Origin of the sequence: Niameybacter massiliensis, from assembly GCF_001282685.1 — a bacterium.
In the GTDB taxonomy this organism is placed as follows: domain Bacteria; phylum Bacillota; class Clostridia; order Lachnospirales; family Cellulosilyticaceae; genus Holtiella; species Holtiella tumoricola.
The window spans coordinates 231,554-249,151 of sequence record NZ_LN875034.1 but is presented as its reverse complement, the minus strand read 5'-3'; the positions used below and the strand labels follow the sequence as shown (position 1 = coordinate 249,151).

Annotated in this window: 16 protein-coding genes; all 16 read right to left on the bottom strand. The window is 30.4% G+C overall.

Going from position 1 to position 17,598, the window contains the following annotated elements:
* Nucleotides 1-78 precede the first annotated feature (78 nt).
* On the bottom strand, nucleotides 79-1,158 hold the full coding sequence (locus BN2390_RS03590; RefSeq protein ID WP_082238563.1) for a glycosyltransferase: 1,080 nt from the start codon (nucleotides 1,156-1,158) through the stop codon (nucleotides 79-81).
* A gap of 216 nt (nucleotides 1,159-1,374) precedes the next feature.
* On the bottom strand, nucleotides 1,375-1,947 hold the full coding sequence (rfbC, locus tag BN2390_RS03585; protein ID WP_053982981.1) for a dTDP-4-dehydrorhamnose 3,5-epimerase: 573 nt from the start codon (nucleotides 1,945-1,947) through the stop codon (nucleotides 1,375-1,377).
* Nucleotides 1,948-1,969: 22 nt separating this feature from the next.
* Nucleotides 1,970-2,884: a dTDP-4-dehydrorhamnose reductase gene (rfbD, locus tag BN2390_RS03580; protein ID WP_053982980.1), complete on the bottom strand. Its 915-nt coding sequence runs from the start codon at nucleotides 2,882-2,884 to the stop codon at nucleotides 1,970-1,972.
* On the bottom strand, nucleotides 2,881-3,960 hold the full coding sequence (locus tag BN2390_RS03575) for a glycosyltransferase family protein (protein ID WP_053982979.1): 1,080 nt from the start codon (nucleotides 3,958-3,960) through the stop codon (nucleotides 2,881-2,883). The genes rfbD and BN2390_RS03575 overlap by 4 nt, the downstream gene beginning before the upstream one ends.
* Nucleotides 3,961-3,979: 19 nt before the next feature.
* Nucleotides 3,980-5,785, bottom strand: a complete 1,806-nt coding sequence (locus BN2390_RS03570) for an LTA synthase family protein (RefSeq protein ID WP_053982978.1) — start codon at nucleotides 5,783-5,785, stop codon at nucleotides 3,980-3,982.
* Between the two features lie 112 nt (nucleotides 5,786-5,897).
* Entirely contained in the window at nucleotides 5,898-7,049 is a 1,152-nt protein-coding gene (gene wecB / locus BN2390_RS03565) for a non-hydrolyzing UDP-N-acetylglucosamine 2-epimerase (RefSeq protein ID WP_053982977.1), read from the bottom strand.
* 17 nt (nucleotides 7,050-7,066) lie between these two features.
* Entirely contained in the window at nucleotides 7,067-8,164 is a 1,098-nt protein-coding gene (locus tag BN2390_RS03560; protein WP_053982976.1) for a glycosyltransferase, read from the bottom strand.
* 21 nt (nucleotides 8,165-8,185) lie between these two features.
* On the bottom strand, nucleotides 8,186-8,515 hold the full coding sequence (locus BN2390_RS03555) for an EamA family transporter (protein ID WP_053982975.1): 330 nt from the start codon (nucleotides 8,513-8,515) through the stop codon (nucleotides 8,186-8,188).
* On the bottom strand, nucleotides 8,512-8,859 hold the full coding sequence (locus BN2390_RS03550) for an EamA family transporter (RefSeq protein WP_053982974.1): 348 nt from the start codon (nucleotides 8,857-8,859) through the stop codon (nucleotides 8,512-8,514). The genes BN2390_RS03555 and BN2390_RS03550 overlap by 4 nt, the downstream gene beginning before the upstream one ends.
* Before the next feature lie 13 nt (nucleotides 8,860-8,872).
* Nucleotides 8,873-9,505 carry an HAD family hydrolase gene (locus BN2390_RS03545; RefSeq protein WP_053982973.1) on the bottom strand — a complete coding sequence of 211 codons (633 nt, stop codon included), beginning with the start codon at nucleotides 9,503-9,505 and terminating at the stop codon, nucleotides 8,873-8,875.
* A gap of 16 nt (nucleotides 9,506-9,521) precedes the next feature.
* Entirely contained in the window at nucleotides 9,522-10,379 is an 858-nt protein-coding gene (locus BN2390_RS03540) for a decaprenyl-phosphate phosphoribosyltransferase (protein ID WP_053982972.1), read from the bottom strand.
* A 32-nt stretch (nucleotides 10,380-10,411) separates the two neighbouring features.
* Nucleotides 10,412-11,956 (bottom strand): glucosyltransferase domain-containing protein, encoded by a 1,545-nt coding sequence (locus tag BN2390_RS03535; RefSeq protein ID WP_053982971.1) that lies wholly within the window; start codon nucleotides 11,954-11,956, stop codon nucleotides 10,412-10,414.
* Nucleotides 11,957-12,099: 143 nt separating this feature from the next.
* Nucleotides 12,100-12,480, bottom strand: a complete 381-nt coding sequence (locus tag BN2390_RS03530; protein WP_053982970.1) for a hypothetical protein — start codon at nucleotides 12,478-12,480, stop codon at nucleotides 12,100-12,102.
* Nucleotides 12,481-12,506: 26 nt separating this feature from the next.
* A complete protein-coding gene (locus BN2390_RS03525; protein WP_053982969.1) occupies nucleotides 12,507-15,659 on the bottom strand; it encodes a glycosyltransferase in 3,153 nt (1,050 codons plus the stop codon).
* Between the two features lie 13 nt (nucleotides 15,660-15,672).
* On the bottom strand, nucleotides 15,673-16,854 hold the full coding sequence (locus BN2390_RS03520) for a glycosyltransferase (RefSeq protein WP_053982968.1): 1,182 nt from the start codon (nucleotides 16,852-16,854) through the stop codon (nucleotides 15,673-15,675).
* Between the two features lie 9 nt (nucleotides 16,855-16,863).
* Nucleotides 16,864-17,598 (bottom strand): ABC transporter ATP-binding protein, encoded by a 735-nt coding sequence (locus BN2390_RS03515; protein ID WP_053982967.1) that lies wholly within the window; start codon nucleotides 17,596-17,598, stop codon nucleotides 16,864-16,866.

Below are 17,598 nucleotides of genomic sequence, written 5' to 3'. Positions count from 1 at the left end.
AATGCTAAAAATACAGGCCTAGCATTTACCATCTTTTTTATAGTATTTACTGCTTCATTAATACTTTATAAAATAATCTTATTCAGATAATGTTGAGCTACTTTCTCTGCTTTCAAGAGCTTTATCTAATTTTCTAAGGGGTTTCATAGCATTCTTAGTAAGCTCTAAACCACATTTTGCTAAAATACCTAGTCGTACTAAACTATTTATCCACATGCTGTATTCTTTCATATAATGTTTCTTATAAAATATCCACATTGCATTGTGGAAGTCGTAGATAACTTTATTACGTCGCTTCTTTGAACTTCCCCCTTTATAGTGGATAATCTGCGCCTCTGGGTAATATATAATCTTATAACCACCTTGTTTAATACGATAGCACAGGTCAATGTCCTCACCATACATAAAGAAATCTTCATCTAATATTCCTACTTTATCTAGTGCTTCTCGTGGCATGAGCATAAAGGCACCCATAAGACAGTCTACCTCTCCCACTTCATCTTCACCTAGATGTAATGCATCATAAAGCCCATACTTAACCGGATCCTTTTTATGCCATTTCATAAAGTAATAAAAAGATGCCTTAGGTGTAGGAAAGCCTCGCTTACATGCATGGTCAAGGGTACCGTCTGGAAGAACTACTTTACAGCCTAATGCACCTATTTGTCTCATATTCCCCGCCCTACTTACTAATACATCTTCCTGTGTATGGGCAACTTGAGATAATACTGACTCACTGGTTCTTTGCATTGACTGCCCCTCTATACTTGTTGCGGCACACTCATTATACGCTTCGCCTTGATTATCAGCTACCTTATTATATGTTTCTATATAATGGATACTCTGTTCTAAACAATCCTCTACCACATAAGTGTCTGAGTTAAGAAGTAATACATACTCCCCCTTAGATTTCCTTATTCCAATGTTATTCGCTTTTGAAAATCCTAAATTTGCCTCATTTAAAGTAATATTCACAATTCCTTTAGCAATCTCATCCTTGTAGTCTTGCTGTAACCGCTCCATACTGTCATCCATAGACTTATTATCTATAAGCATGATTTCATATTCAAATGGAAGCTTTTTTTCTAATACAGAATCAATAGTCTGCTTAGTTAATCTATAGGTATTATAATTGACGATAATAATCGATAGTTTCATAGTTTTCACCTTATCCGTTAATGTATCTTAAGATTATTATAACATCTTTTAAGTCACATACCTATAGGACCTATACCTAGCAATTATTTCTTATTTTAACTTATTGATTAACAAAAAAGCTAGCAACACTTAATTTGGCCTCCTAACTATCGCCATTTTAAGTAATACTAGCTTTCTATACTTCATTTTATTTTGTACTCTATTTTATTTAAATTCTTAGTATTTAAATGGATTTTCTTTTGCTATGAATTCAGCAAACATAGGTTGTTTTTGATCCTTTTCTGACAAAAGTACTTCTTCAATTCCCTCAAGTGGCCACTCCACACCTATATCCGGATCATTCCATCTAATGCCCCCATCATACTCAGGTGCATAGTAGTCTGTACACTTATATTGGAAGGTTGCGTATTCTGATAGTACTAAGAAACCATGTGCAAAGCCTTCTGGTACATAGAATTGACGTTTGTTCTCAGCTGTAAGCAATACACCTTCCCACTTGCCAAATGTAGGTGACCCTTCTCTAAGGTCCACAGCTACATCATAAACTTTCCCCTCTACAGCACGTACAAGCTTCCCTTGTGTATGCTGTGTTTGGAAGTGTAACCCACGAAGTACACCACGCTTTGAGCGTGACTCATTATCTTGTACAAACTTCATTGTAAGCCCTGCTTCTGCAAAATCTGCTTCAGAGTAGCTCTCTATAAAATAGCCTCTCGCATCACCAAACACTTGTGGTTCAATGATATAAAGGTCTTTGATTGTTGTTGGAATAACTTTAATTTTACCCATTGTACTTCCCCCTTATCTATACTTAATTACCTAAGTACTCTTTTAACGCTTCTTCCCAATGTTTAAACGTATTAAGTCCTAGTTCTTTTAAATTTTTATTTTCTAATGCAGAATAGTAAGGTCTCTTTGCTGGTCTTGGAAAAGCCTCACTGGTTACTGGATTAACTTGAACTTCTAGACCTTTAATTTTAAAGATCTTACATGCTAGGTCATACCATGAGCATACCCCTTCACATGTTGCATGATAGGTTCCATAGTACTCAGTTTGCACCAAATCAATAATTACACGTGCCAATTCCTTTGTAGAAGTCGGGTTACCAAACTGATCTGCTACTACATTAAGTTCCTTATTCGTCTCTGCTAACTTAAGCATAGTACGAACAAAGTTATTTCCTTCTCCATAGAGCCATGCGGTACGGACAATAAAGTGATTCGGGCAATACTCTCGTACCATTTCTTCTCCCTCTACCTTTGTCTTACCGTATACATTTTGAGGGTTCACTTCATCTGTCTCTATCCAAGGTATACTCCTCTTTGCTTGGTTCATCCTGTACTCTAAGGGTGAACTAAGATATTTCTCATTTTCTATTACTTCTATATTATTAAAATGTCCATCAAATACATAATCTGTTGATATATGTACAAGCTTAGCTCCTATTTGATTACAAGCTTGTGCTAAATACCTTGGTCCTAATACATTTACCTGATAAGCTCTATCTTCATGTTCTTCACATAAATCTACTGCTGTATAGGCTGCACAATTGATGACTATATCTGGTTGATATTGTATCAATACTACTTGTACACTTTTTTCACTAGATATATCTAGCTTTTGGCGACTGATACTATATACGTCTGTAATCTCTGCCCTTGCTTGAAGTTGTTTAGAAAGTTCTAATCCTAATTGTCCTAATCCACCTGTTATTAAAACCTTCATTCTACTTTTCCCTCATTATTTAAAATATCACAAATCTGTCGTGCTCTTGCTTCCCAAGTATTGGTTTGTTTAAAGCTTTCTAAGTTATAGTTATCTACTTTTTCAATTGACTTCCTTAGTTGATGATTAAAGTCATCTATATCTCTATAAATGGCTACATACCCTTTAAACTTTTTCATTTCTTCATAGTCTGGTACCAACACAGGCTTAGTACTATAAATGTATTCATAGACTTTTATCGGATCTACAGCCTCTATTAAAGGATTAATTTTAAAAGGCATCATCAGTACATCAGCATATTTCATAGCTGTATATATACTACTATGTGGGATCTTCCCAAAACAATGTAACCTTTCTAGAGTAGGTAATTCTATATCTGTAGGACCAAATAAAACAATATGAACATCTGGATTACTATTTAACACTTCCTGAATAAGTTCTAAATCAAACCACTGTGCTATTGCTCCAATATAGATTAATTTTTTTCCATTTATTCCTTTAAGAAATTCTCTTACCTTACTATCTTCTACTATATTTTGAATAGGTTCAAATCCATTATTAATGACATAACTTTTTTGTGTACTTTTATAGCGTATCTTATATCTTTGTTGTAAGGTATTTGATGTATAGAAGGTATAATCAGCTCTTTTTACTAGCTCTTCTTCAATATTTCTAAGGCGATGTTGCTCTTTCTCTGCCAAATGTGGAAATTGGCTATAATCATCCATACAATCATAAACTACCCTTTTATTTTTGATTTTTGTTTTTAAAATTTCATATTGATCTGGATGCATAATCCATACTGTATCACATCGCTTAATATACCTCTTTAAAAATAGACGCTGTATCACATTATCTATTTGCTTTAAGAACTTAGTTTTCCTTGGCACTTTAGGTCGCTCAATTAAATTAACTTGTTCCTCTGTTGCATCTGTTTGTACAAGATAAGTTTGTTTGTATGGCTTATTATAATAAACGAATACATCAAAATACTGACTTAACTTTTCTGCCATAAATTGAGGACGTTGTTTGATAAACCCCCATGGAATATTTAGATACATCAATATATTTTTCATCTTGTACACCCTTTCTTTTTTAACGATTGCTGTAATTCTTACCGAACATTACATCATATTGTAACATCCATAAATCTTTTAGGGCACTAATAGCATCCTCATCCAACTGGTCATTACTAATGACTTCACCCGCTTTATTAATTGAAAATCCTGAATTATAGGCTGGTATAACATTCACCTTGTCTAAGAGCAAATGATAGTACGGATGAACTTGTAAGCCTGCATATTCTAACGTCATTGCGCCTAGATAGCTTGCATCTATATAACCTATATCTTGTTTATAATTTTGGTAATTACTCCATATCATCATAGGTGTCTGATATTGCTTAAATGCATTATTAATATGATTATCATCAAAATATCCTGTAGTATGATATGCATTACCTAATACCGGTTGATGGTCACCAAATACCACAATTATTGTTGGCTCTTCTACATTTCTGAAATACTCCACAAGATATTCTAATGCCTCATCTGATTGTTTTACTATACTTGCATAATTTGTTAAGATATTTGTTTCTTCTTCTGGTAAATTATTATTCAGTAATTCAATATCAGCATCTGGATTGATATCTGTATAAGGTCCATGGTTTTGCATGGTTACAACATATGTGAAGAATGGTTGACCCTGGTTATTTTCATATTCTTTAATAACACATTCATATACATCTTGATCTGATATATAACCTCTTATATATTGTGGGCTTTCAAATTGTTCTTGTGTAATAAAGCTATCAAATCCTAACTGTTCATAAACAGCATGTCTTCTATAAAAAGTACGTTCATAAGGATGAATACCTACTGCATAATATCCTAACTCTTTTAATTCTTTTGCAATACTAGGGGTATGCTGTGTTACATAACGGGTATAAGCAATATTACCTACCCCTGTAAAGTCTGTTGAATTTCCTGTTAATACTTCATATTCAGTTTGACAAGTATATCCTCCAAATACAGGTGTAATTATATTTCCTTTAATGCCTTCCTCTTGGTATCTAAGGAAGTTTTTCATAGGATTCTCTGAAAGTTGTAGATTAGGGAATTGATTTATATCAAATAATGCTTCACTCATAACCATGATAATATTAGGCCTTATATTTTGTTCTACATTAGGTATTTCAATATCACTTAATCGCTCTACGGCTTCCTTATTATACTGTTCTGGTTTATTTATTCTAATCTCACTTATACGATTAACTAAGGTAAATAAAAATCCATTATTTTTATAATTATTATCAATAAAAAAAGTATCCTTGGCAATCTTAATTTGATTAAGTAATAAATCATTTGTCACAACTCTTATAGTCAAAATTAAAGCCATCACACCTATAGTGATACCTATTACCCTATATAATTTTCTCACTTTTTCATATCTTATCTGACAAATCAAAACACTGCTGACTATAATTACTAAAAGTATAATTATCACTGTAAAAGATATACTTAATTTAAAATTAGTGATTATATTTAATGTTTCACCAATCAAATTAAAATCTAGAGGTGATAAGTATTCACCTTTAATATCAAATTTAAAGTAATTAATTACACATAATAAAGTATATATTCCTATAGGTATACCTACTCCTAGCTTAAAGCTATTGAATAAATGAATACCTATAAACATGCATGCCATTATAATGACACAGTTTAAAGTAAATGCTGTTGTATAATCATTTATCCAGTCTAGTACTTGATTAAAATCCTGCCTAATTAGCATTTCTCCTGCTACAACGGTTAATAATGCAATCCATATAATATGAATTAAAGATTTAAAATAATTTCCTTTTAAAAAACGCTTTATTCTTCTTTTATCTATTTTCCTCAAAACTTTTTTCCTTATCTATATTTATTCTACATAAAAAAGTTTATTTTTCATTAAGTCTTAAATATATTTAAGATCATTTAATAAAAAATAAACTTTAACTTTTTTTGTTGTATTAAATGTATTGCTCTGGTTTATCTTCTCTTAAACCAAATTTATAAAGGATTGCTTGTGCAATTCTTCTCGAAGCATGTCCATCACCAAATGGATTTCTAGCTTGTGCCATTTCTCCATAAATCTCTTTATTTGTTAAAAGCTCTTTTGTCATTTCATAAATTGTTTCTTCTTCAATACCTGCTAACTTAAGTGTTCCTGCTTCAACCCCTTCTGGTCTTTCTGTTACATTACGTAATACAAGAACTGGCTTACCTAATGAAGGAACTTCTTCCTGTAATCCACCCGAATCTGTTAACACTAAATAAGAGCGTTTCATTAAATTATGCATATCTTTAATATCTAGTGGATCTACAAGATGTACTCTATCCATATTTCCTAAGATTCTATGAGCCACTTCACCTACAGCTGGATTTTTATGAACTGCATACACTACTTCTACATCTTCAAATTCTTTTACAATATGAGCTACAGCATTACAAATATTTTCTAAAGGTTCCCCTAAATTTTCTCTTCTGTGAGCTGTCATTGTAATAACACGTTTATTATTGTAATCAATTTTATTAAGTTCTTCTACTGTAAAAGTATAGCCCTCTGCAATCGTTGTCTTAAGCGCATCAATAACTGTATTACCTGTTACAAATATATCATCACTACAAACATTTTCTTTAAGTAAGTTGTCTTTTGATACAGGTGTTGGTGAAAAATGAATATTCGCTAATGAACCTGTAAGCTTTCTATTCATTTCTTCTGGGAACGGTTCATAGATATTGTATGTGCGAAGGCCTGCCTCAACATGACCAACTGGAATCTGCTTATAAAATGCTGCTAGTGCCGCTACAAAAGATGTGCTTGTATCACCATGTACTAAAACAAGGTCTGGCTGTGCTTTTTCTAGTACCTCTTCCATCCCTTCTAATACTCTTGTCGTAATTCCTGTTAAAGTTTGACGTTGCTTCATAATATCTAAATCATAATCTGGCTTTAATCCAAATATATCTAATACTTGATCAAGCATTTCTCTATGTTGTGCTGTTACACAAACAATACTTTGAATTCCCTCTGTTTGTTCAAGCTCTTTTACAAGCGGTGCCATTTTTACTGCTTCTGGGCGTGTTCCAAATACACTCATAACTTTAATTGATTTCTTCATCCTGTTCCTCCTTTGTATTATCTATTTTTTATATAAGTAATATATTGTTCCATACTTTCTTTAGCTGTATCTTTATATAAGCTACTATATTCTATTAATGTATTCTTTTTGCTCTGTATATCCTCTAGAGATAATTTCTGCAAGAATTTTTCAAGAGCATCTCTACCTTCTTCTATTACATAGCCACTTTCATGCTTTTGTACCTTTTTCCCTACTAAGGTTTTCTGTGTCGTAATAATAGGCTTATTTAAAAATATTGCTTCATAAAATTTATTGGGTGCTGCATAGATGTTATTTCTATTTATTGTATAATACATAGCATATAATAAGTCTGCAGACTGCATAATTTCTATAGCTTTATTATATTCTACTTTCCCATAATACTCTATATTAGAATGTAGTTCTGCATATTCTCTAGCTTTATCTTCAATTTCTACATTTCCAAATCCAGCAATTTTTAATTGGATAGTTGGCATTGTTGATATGACTTCTAATAGTTCTATCAACCCTCTATCTGGATAAAAACCACCTACATAAGCGATAGTTATAGGCGTCCCTTTAACATTAGGTATACATGTAATACCCGTCAAATCTACTGTAGGGATATTAGGTATTATCATATATTTTCTTGGAATAGTTTGTATTTGTTCTATTCTTTCTTCTTCACATAGAATTGTCATATCCGCTAACTTAGTTGCTAACTTTTCCATAAAGTTAATGGGATAATCTATAAACCATTTCCCTGTCTTTACTTCATCACTAAACCAATCAAATATATCAAAAACAACTGTTTTACCAAATAATTTCATTACTAGTGCTGGTAAGATCGTATCAAAATCACATGCATGAATAATGTCATAATTTTTCTTATTTTTAAGTAGGTATTTTAACACATATATATTCCACTTTATTCTATACTTAATTCCGCCAGTTCCTAAGTTATAACCCGCTTGGATCGTACAATAATCGGTACTTTTTCTTTTTAAGTTTTTATTTTCCCTGTCCCATCCTAATACAGTATAAGATACTTGATATTTCTCAAAATATTTTTCATACCTTTGTACACGAGAGTCTGATGAGATATCTAGCGAACGAATGATTAATACTGTTTTCATTATTTTTACCTTTAAATAGTATTATTTCATACTTAGAAAAATAACTCCTATAATTATAAAAATAACACTTATAACCTTCTCTTTATTAATCTTTTCTTTTAATACTGTAACGCCAAGTATAAATGCCCATATATATGTTAATGCATTTAATGGCATCACTATACTATAGGGGATAAATCTTAATAGATATATATTTAGTAATGCACCTACACAATAAAAGAAACCGCCCATGTAAAATTCTTTACAGCCTATTAGGCCTATAAAATTAGTTACTTTTCCTGTTGATATTTTCAAATAAAAGCCACCTAATGCACCCAATAAGGTCATAAGTAGTAAGATAATATAATTCATTTCTTACCCCCTATCCCCATAAAAATAATCCCTATCATAATCACTGTAATGCCTATATATTGTGTTAAACTCACGCTTTCATTTAAAAATGTCTTTCCATTTATTAAAGCAATAATATAACCAGTACACATTAAAGGGTACAAAACAGATAATTCTCCATTTTTAAAAGCCAACATCATAACAATTGCCCCTAATCCATACAATAAAAAACCTATAAAAAGAAATATAAGCCCTTCTGTCTGAAAAAACTTCCAACTCAATTGCCCAAAAGCTGTAAGTACAGAAGCTAAGATCATTAATATTATACCTTTTATCGCTTTAGTTGATTCTTTTTTATTCTCCATCTATACTCCTCAACTACTTCCAATATAATTTATTATTATAGTCTGCTTTTTTATTATTAATAATATAGCTATTCTTTACTAATTTAAACATAGGTAGATCACTCATAGAGTCTGAAAATGCATATGAATTTTCATAATCAATTTCAACATTATTACTTGTTAGCCACTCATGAATTCTATTTACCTTCTCCACTCCCTTACAGTTTTCTCCTATTATTTTATTACTAAATCTACTACCAACTTTTTCAAACCTTGTTCCTATTACATCATCTATTTCCTCAACTTCTAAGAAATATTTCATATAACATTCAGGTGATGCTGTAATTAGTAATACTATGTATCCTTCCTTTTTAAGCCTTTTTATTTCTTTAAATGCATCTTCATATATATATGAATACACTTGTTGTTTATAAAATTTATATAAATCTTTTTCTGTTAAATAGTTAATACATTCAAATGCAGATTGCTTTACTTGCTTAGTATCTATTAACTTAAAAACATATTTTATTCCTTGTCCTACAAATTTTATAGTCGCTTTTCGTGTCTTAGGATGATGTTTAAAAGAATACCTAATTAAGGATATCATAGAGTCATTAGAAATAATTGTTTCATCAATATCGAATAATGCTATTGATCTCTTACTCATTTTTTTAACTCGCTTCCTATATATTGGTTAAATATAATATAGCACTGCTTACAAATCCCCAAAGTACTACATCTATGATAATTAATTTATCTGTTAAAACTAATTCTGTTGGGTTTCCTCCTTCATCTTGCGTATATATTAAGTTAAGGTATCTAAATATACCATATACTACAAATGGGATAGTCAACATCATATACATATGTTCGTATGCTGTAAATGTATAAAGAGAGTATGACATAATTGTACATGCTACAACAATTGAGGTTATTTGATTTACAAATTCTTCTGTATAATCTTTTAGATTTGCTCTATGGTCATGAGCATTATGCTCTAATGCTAAAATTTCTCCTCTTCGCTTTCCTATTCCAAGGAATAATGAAATAAAGAATGTACAAACTAAGATCCATGCCGAAATCCCTACATCAATTGCAAATGCACCTGCTACTACTCTTAAGATAAATCCTATAGCAATAGAAATTATATCCATAATAACAATATGTTTAATTTTAAATGAATAAATTAAATTATTAATCAAATATAAAGTAATCACAGTTCCTACTAGTGGATTAAATAAAAATCCTGCTAATAGTGAACTTATCATTAATATAATACTTACTCCTCCTGCTGCTTTAATACTTACTGTTCCTTTAGCTAAAGGTCTATTTTTCTTCTTAGGATGAAGTCTATCTTTTTCTACATCAACAATATCATTAAGAATATATATACTTGATGATATCATACAAAAAAGTACAAAACATAACATTGCTTGTCCTATATGAAAAGGACTTAAAAATTTCATTGAAAATATAAGTGCTGCAAAAACAAATAGATTTTTAATCCATTGTTTTGGTCGCATTAATTTAATTATTTCCATTATAGTCTCTCTCCTTGTTTATAATCTTTATACTAATTTCCCATTTTTATAACAAGTACACCATTAACTAATTCACTACATCCACTCAGAGGAAACACTGACATATTTTTTACTATTTCATTATCATTAATACTTTCTAATTGTTGTTCGCTAGGATTCTGTAAGCCTATTCCTAAATAATACTTCATAAATTGTTTTATATGAAAATCTGTAGGTAAGAATGTATTTCCATCTGCTCCTGTAATATATTTTATTTCCTTATTATATATATTTTCTGCTTGGTTATTTACTCTATTTCCTACAAATACAACCGGTGTTTCTTCAGTATAATTTCTATTCCCTTGTAATTCCTCTAATAATCTTATTGTAAATGCATACTCCTTTTCATAACGTTGATGCATGTTTACATATGATATATTAGCTACAAGTATATTACTATAAATAATTATCCCTATCATTATTATCGGTACATAAAATAATGTATACCTAAGTAATTTACTTTTTAATTTATTAACAATTCCTTCACCTATAGCAAGTGCTCCTATAAAAAATATAACCCATCCCATTCTCATCACCATATGGTAAATAGTATTCTGTGAAATGAAGTATGCATATCCCGTAATAAATGGAGCTATCAGAATACTAGCGATAACTATACATATCTTCCAAAAATCTTTATAACATTTTTGTTGTATTAAGTGATATATAATAGCTATGAAAAGATAAATAAATACTCCTATTATAAGATACGTAATTATAGGTTTATCTCCACCTGTTATCATTGTAAAACTATTTATAAATTCATTTTTAATTTTTAATACTGCATCTAGATTAATACATAATCCTTCATTTGCTCCTTGATAATCAACCAATGTTTGGCCTGTAGCACTTAATAACATATAAAGTATTATATAATATAACGCTACTCCTATAACACTTGTTCCTACAAACCTTAATCCATATCCAATGTTCTCTTTCCCACTAGAAGTACCTTTTAGCGTTTCATTTATTATTACAAATATCGCCAATAATACTGCAAATGATAAGTTTGCTTGGTAGATTCCTAGGGATAATGCTAAAGCAATACCTCCTACCCAAAATCCTTTGTTATACTTTTTAGTAATTAAAATTGCTATACTTGCTAATAGTAATCCCAACATATAAGCATCTGACAAAAATAAATATGAAAATGTACTTGTTACTGCTGGAAATGTAACTAGTATACCTCCTATAAGGATTGCATTAATTACGCTTTTAATTTCTAATATCCTAACTAAGATCATCGCTGTCACGCCTAAAAATATCAACGATAATATTCCTATAACCCAAGGTATATCATAAGGTGATGATAAATTCATTGTTGGTCCTAAAAACCACCTACCCATACTTAACCATGTAGAATGTTTATCAAAATTATACATACTATCCCAGTTAGGAAGTACATTTATAAATATAAACATGTGAGCTAAACATCCTAATATAATAGTTGCACTAAAAGCTTTTTTTTCTACTACTGAAATTTTGTTTACTAATTCCTTAATTTGTTTATACATGTATTCATCTGTCATTTCTTTCATAAGTACTCCTCAATTAGTATACATATTATCTAATTCCTGATAATTTATTAATATAGTTTTAATGAGTTAGGCTGATGACCTATATGCCATCAGCCTAATCTTTTGTAATATCTTCTAAACTTATTAGCTTATATTTTAAATACTTATTTTACTACTATATATAGCTTTTGAGATTTTTTTATGACTCTTCCTTTTTCATTTATACGTTTTACTTGTACCTCCATTTTTCCCGAAACAGCATACTCTTGTCTATCAACGAAACATGTCATCCATCCCGAATCTCCTACCGCACTATTTTGAGGATGATTATTAATAAAAATAATATCCCCGTCCTTAAATCCTTTACCATATACTGATATAGTAGGTTTACCTTCAAATATATAGAAATCCTCTCCTGCCTTAACTTCTATTGGATCTACTCGTTCAACAATTATAGGATTTACGTTTTTCATTGTAATAAATACAATAAGAAATACGCATACAAGACATATTAATACCATTATTAGATTTTTTAATTTTTTCATGCTTCACCTTATTTTTATACTAGTTTTTAGTTATCTAAATATACTTTCAAAAATTGTTCATTTCTTTCTTGCCATTTATTTTTAAAGTATTCACCATTTCGTGTCATCAGTTCTTGATGTGTTTTACTTCCTGAATTTGTTGTTTGATGTGGCAGATGGAAAATAGTCATATATGGGCAATATGCAAGATCAAATCCTAGGTGTTTAATAGATAGTGCAAAATCTGTATCCTCATAACATGTTGGATCGTAGTATTCATCAAATCCTTTAATCATTTCATAAAGTTTCTTTTGGAGAATCATCCCTCCTGTACCTAAATAAGCAATATCCATACGGTATAACTCATTTTTTTCTACTCCTCTGTTTGGTAAGTAATCACATATTGGCCCACCTACACTACCTTCACTAAACCAACCTGCTGCCCAACCTACTGCTCCAATATTTCTATCTTTTTGTAGAATATCAAGCCCTTTATCTAGCCAACTACTTCCCCATACCCATTGATCACTATCTAAGAACACTAGGTAGTCTCCAGTAGCATTTTTCACACCTAAATTACGTCCTGAAGAACATCCATTTTTATCATTAAGAATAACTTTAACTTTATCACTATATTCTTCTTGAAGTTGCTCATAGGAACCATCTGAGCTATCATTATCTACAACAATAATTTCATATCCGTATTTATTATTAACTATTAAACTTTCTATACATCTAAAGATTACTTTCTTATTATTACGATTCAAAATAATAACTGATATTTTCTCTTTGTATGTTTTTGTCATATCTAATGCTTCTACAATACTATTACAACGATTATACCAATTATGTTTATTAATAAATTCAGCATTACTTTGGATTGGTTCTGGCTTTGTTTTAAGTATGTCTATCCACTCTTCTGGTGTATCTCCATAATAAACATTTGGATAATTTTCTACATCTGGCAACTTAGTAGAAAGCACTACTTTATTCATACAAATATATTCAAATATTTTTAAAGGTGATACATACTTTCCAATCTCACATGTCTCGAATGGTAATATAGCATAATCACTATGCTGAAGATATGCTGGTAATTCTAATTGTTTTTTAAGCCCTAAAAAATGTACATTCTCAGGAATATTTTTCAGCTTCACTACTATCCCCTCATACTCACCAATTAAATTAATTGCATAGGATGGGAAGGCTTTTGCTACTCCAAAGATAAGATTCCAGTCAAACCATTCACCCCATAGTGATCCATAATAGAGCAATGTTTTTTCTCCTTGTATGAGATCTTTAGGTTTTTTATGTGTAAGTAAACTTTCAAATAGTTCACAGTCTACAGCATTTGCCATATAGTATACTTGTTTATTAAGTTCTGGCCATTCTTTTCTTACTGTTTCTTGAAGTTTTTCCTGTAAAAGTGCCGCTGTTGCTATAAGTACATCTGCTTGTTTTAAGAAATCTTTATAAATATCTAAATGGAACCAATCTCCTCCTAACGAGGTCTCCCAGTTATCAATGTGCTCATATACTGTTTTTATCCCTAATAAATTTGCTTGATTTAAATATGGATAAAACTTATCATGAGGAATTTCAAAAATAAAGAATGTATCTTTCCCTATATTTTTCTTTACATATTCAGTAGTTAATTCATCTATATGGATATGTGCTCTTACTGGTAAATCAATCGTTACCTTATCTTTTTCACTTGAATCATAAGCATAAACGTAATGCACATCATATCCCATCTTATAGAAAGTCTTTGCAAGTTGTGCACTTCTTTGTCCGCCACCAATATCGTAGTATGCTACACCAGCAAAAATAAACACGCTTCTGTCTTTCTCATGAACTATTTTATTTTCAAATATAATAGGAGCTTGTCCTACTACTGTATCCATAGTAGTTGATTCTGGTGTAGTATGTGTAATCATTCTTTTTACTTTTCTTAACGCTTTAAATGGATACTTTAATGGTGTATTATCTCGTACATGATAGTATTTAGTTGCTACTTTCCAGAAAGTTGAAGAGTGTATTTTCCATAACGCTGAATTAAGTCGCTCATTTTGAACATTTGCCGTATAAAGCATATCATTATATTCTTGTACTTGTTGAGAAAGATTAGTAATAGTTACATTAAGTGCATTATTTTGCTTTTGTAAGTCTTCTATTTCTTCTTCACTTTCTTTACTCATTTGTAATATATCTAACTTCTCTTTATATTCTTCTATAAGTTGTTCTTCATGTTTTTTTGCTTCCTGAACTTTATCATAATTTTTTTGTAAACCTTCTAGTTCTTTTTCTAGTTTAATAACTGCTGTTCTTAATTCTTCTTTCTCTTCTTCCATTAAATCAGTCTTTTGAAGAATTTGATTTACTATACTTTGGTGCTCTTCCCCTTGTATATGTAATTTATTTTTTAATTCTTCTTCTAGCTGCTTCATGTCAGCAATATCTATAATAAGCTGTTCATTATTACTTTCTAGTAAACTAATTTTATCCTCTAGTTCTCGCATCAAATATTGTTCTGCTTCTAATTTCGTATTATTTATCATTCCATCTAATGTATATTGATAAAGAGAGACTTCCTCAGCATGCGCATATACGAGTAAAATTTGTTCTCCTGTCCATGCTGTATTTGGTAAATTTGTACAGTCTACTATATCATAATATACTAATGTGCCACTTTGTATTTTTAAGGGTATAGACTCTAGTTCAAATTGAGAAAAATGTTCGTCTATTAAATTCATTTCGTTAAGAGGTAACAATAAAATAGTATACTTTTGTCCCCCATTCATAAGGCCTTTTACTAATTTCCATGGATTTCTAAAGTGCTCTAATGTATTAGATGAAAATAGTATATCTTGTTCACATATAAAGTCATTAACATCACCTGTATTAAAGCTTATTCCTGTATATTTTTTCTCTGCTAATTCTATAGCATCTGCTGCAAAATCTACTCCATACACTTTTGAATTGAAAAATTTATTATATAGTATTGCTGTCCCATCTCCTTCAGCACATCCTATATCACAAATACTATATTCTTCTTGCATAATTTCTTTCTCTAACCACTTTGGTAGCATTTTTAAAGCGAGTTTATAAAAAAATTGGCTTTGAGCTTCTCCACCTTTAGCATCCCAATCCTTGGTTTTAAATCTTTCACTCCAATACTCTTTACTATTAATCTCTTTCATGTTTTACTTCCTTTCAACTCTGGATTAGTTTAATAAGATCCTTGGCTTTTGCTTGCCATGTATTCTCTAAAGCACATTCATTTAGCTTACTAAGATATTTTGCATTATCTTGTAACCTAATAGCTTCCCTTAACTTAAGCACAAACTCTTCTCTATCCCTTGCAATAAGAACGGGTTCATATAGCATGCATTCTGGCATTGCTGTTGTTACAACAGGTCTTCCTAGTGCCATATATTCAAATAATTTTATAGGTGATGTAGACTCTGTAATTTCATTAACCTTAAAAGGAATAATAGATACATCAAATTCTGCTGCATATATAGGTAACTCTGTATAATTTATAGGGCCTAATATTGTCACATTTTCTAAATCGCTTATATCACTTTTACTAAGTGAATTATCATACTCCCATCCTATAAATAAGAATTTATATTCTTTACATTGCTGTGCTACATATTTTACCAAGTCATAGTCAAACCAACTCGCAAATGCTCCGAAATAACCAATTACTCTTTGTTCTTTAGTTTTCACAACTTTATCTCTTTGTTCACTAAAATGATTATATTCTACACCATTTGTTATAAGTTGTACTCTATTTAATTCTCTAATAGCAATGGTTTCTTGATAAAGCTTTCTAGCCGTACATACCATAAAGATTTCTTCATCCTTTAAAATATAAGTATGCTTTTTTAGAGCTATTTGCGGAATATCACTTCCATAAAGTTCCGGCGCAATCTCATCAATATATTCATAAATTAATTTATAACCTAATTTCTTGTACTTTTCTATATCTGCAACAGTAGTCTTCATATCTGTAGAATATAACTGTATATATTTATGTCTTAATTGAATTGTATCTATTATCTTTTTCTTAAAAACGTTATTAATAATGTATAAGTTATTATCCTGTTGTTTAAAACTATTTATATCATCATAGGTATTCGTAGTAAAGAATAAATAGGTATATCCTTCTTTAGCTAAACATTTAGCCATATGTTGAGGTCTTTGAAATAATGGAATATCCCAATCTACTATATCAAGAAAGATTATAACTGGTAACTGCTTTTCCTCTATCTCTTCCAAAAGTATTTCTATTTCATTTTTATACTGTATCCCCCTAGTGAACTGCTTTAATCGATTTATAATTCTACAACTTTTCTTCCATAATCTTTTACACAATGTTTGAAATGTCATAGTTTCCCCCTAACTTTTTTGAATATATAAATCACATACTTCATCTGCTGACCCTATTAAAATATTTTTACCTTTTTCGATTAATATAGCACGATTACACATACTTCTAATTTGATCTATTGAATGTGAAACCATTATAACCGTTACATTATTTTCTAACATTTCTCTTATACGATTCTGACATTTTTCTTGGAATTTAAAATCTCCTACTGATAAAATTTCATCAACAATAAGAATTTCAGGCTCTACTATTGTTGCTATTGCAAATGCAATTCTAGCTACCATTCCTGATGAATAGTTTTTTAAAGGTACATCTAAAAACTCATGAATCTCTGCAAAATCTATTATCTCATCAAATCTATCATCTAAAAATTTCCTACTATATCCTAAAATTGCACCATTTAAATAAATATTTTCCCTTGCCGTAAGCTCCATATCAAAACCTGCCCCTAATTCAATAAGCGGAGCTATTGTACCATTAATTTTTACTTTCCCTTTTGTAGGCTCCAGTACACCTGCAATTACCTTTAATAAAGTACTTTTCCCTGCACCATTTAAACCTACAATACCAAATACTTCTCCTTTTTTTATTTCTAAACTAATTCCTTTTAATGCCCAGAATTCTTCAAAGAGAAGTTCTCTTTTTACTAATTTAACAAAGTACTCTTTTATTCCATTAACTTGTTCTTTACTTAGATTAAATCTTATATGCACATCTTCTACTTTTACAGCTAACGCTTCCAT

What these genes read in the sequence shown, in the direction of transcription:
- BN2390_RS03555 (WP_053982975.1), bottom strand. Translation starts at nt 8,515, where the DNA reads ATGAATTATATTATCTTACTACTTATGACCTTATTGGGTGCATTAGGT.
- rfbD (WP_053982980.1), bottom strand. Translation starts at nt 2,884, where the DNA reads ATGAAGGTTTTAATAACAGGTGGATTAGGACAATTAGGATTAGAACTT.
- BN2390_RS03560 (WP_053982976.1), bottom strand. Translation starts at nt 8,164, where the DNA reads ATGAAAACAGTATTAATCATTCGTTCGCTAGATATCTCATCAGACTCT.
- BN2390_RS03540 (WP_053982972.1), bottom strand. Translation starts at nt 10,379, where the DNA reads ATGGAAATAATTAAATTAATGCGACCAAAACAATGGATTAAAAATCTA.
- BN2390_RS03575 (WP_053982979.1), bottom strand. Translation starts at nt 3,960, where the DNA reads ATGAAAAATATATTGATGTATCTAAATATTCCATGGGGGTTTATCAAA.
- BN2390_RS03545 (WP_053982973.1), bottom strand. Translation starts at nt 9,505, where the DNA reads ATGAGTAAGAGATCAATAGCATTATTCGATATTGATGAAACAATTATT.
- rfbC (WP_053982981.1), bottom strand. Translation starts at nt 1,947, where the DNA reads ATGGGTAAAATTAAAGTTATTCCAACAACAATCAAAGACCTTTATATC.
- BN2390_RS03520 (WP_053982968.1), bottom strand. Translation starts at nt 16,854, where the DNA reads ATGACATTTCAAACATTGTGTAAAAGATTATGGAAGAAAAGTTGTAGA.
- BN2390_RS03530 (WP_053982970.1), bottom strand. Translation starts at nt 12,480, where the DNA reads ATGAAAAAATTAAAAAATCTAATAATGGTATTAATATGTCTTGTATGC.
- BN2390_RS03515 (WP_053982967.1), bottom strand. Translation starts at nt 17,598, where the DNA reads ATGGAAGCGTTAGCTGTAAAAGTAGAAGATGTGCATATAAGATTTAAT.
- BN2390_RS03590 (WP_082238563.1), bottom strand. Translation starts at nt 1,158, where the DNA reads ATGAAACTATCGATTATTATCGTCAATTATAATACCTATAGATTAACT.
- BN2390_RS03535 (WP_053982971.1), bottom strand. Translation starts at nt 11,956, where the DNA reads ATGAAAGAAATGACAGATGAATACATGTATAAACAAATTAAGGAATTA.
- BN2390_RS03550 (WP_053982974.1), bottom strand. Translation starts at nt 8,859, where the DNA reads ATGGAGAATAAAAAAGAATCAACTAAAGCGATAAAAGGTATAATATTA.
- BN2390_RS03525 (WP_053982969.1), bottom strand. Translation starts at nt 15,659, where the DNA reads ATGAAAGAGATTAATAGTAAAGAGTATTGGAGTGAAAGATTTAAAACC.
- wecB (WP_053982977.1), bottom strand. Translation starts at nt 7,049, where the DNA reads ATGAAGAAATCAATTAAAGTTATGAGTGTATTTGGAACACGCCCAGAA.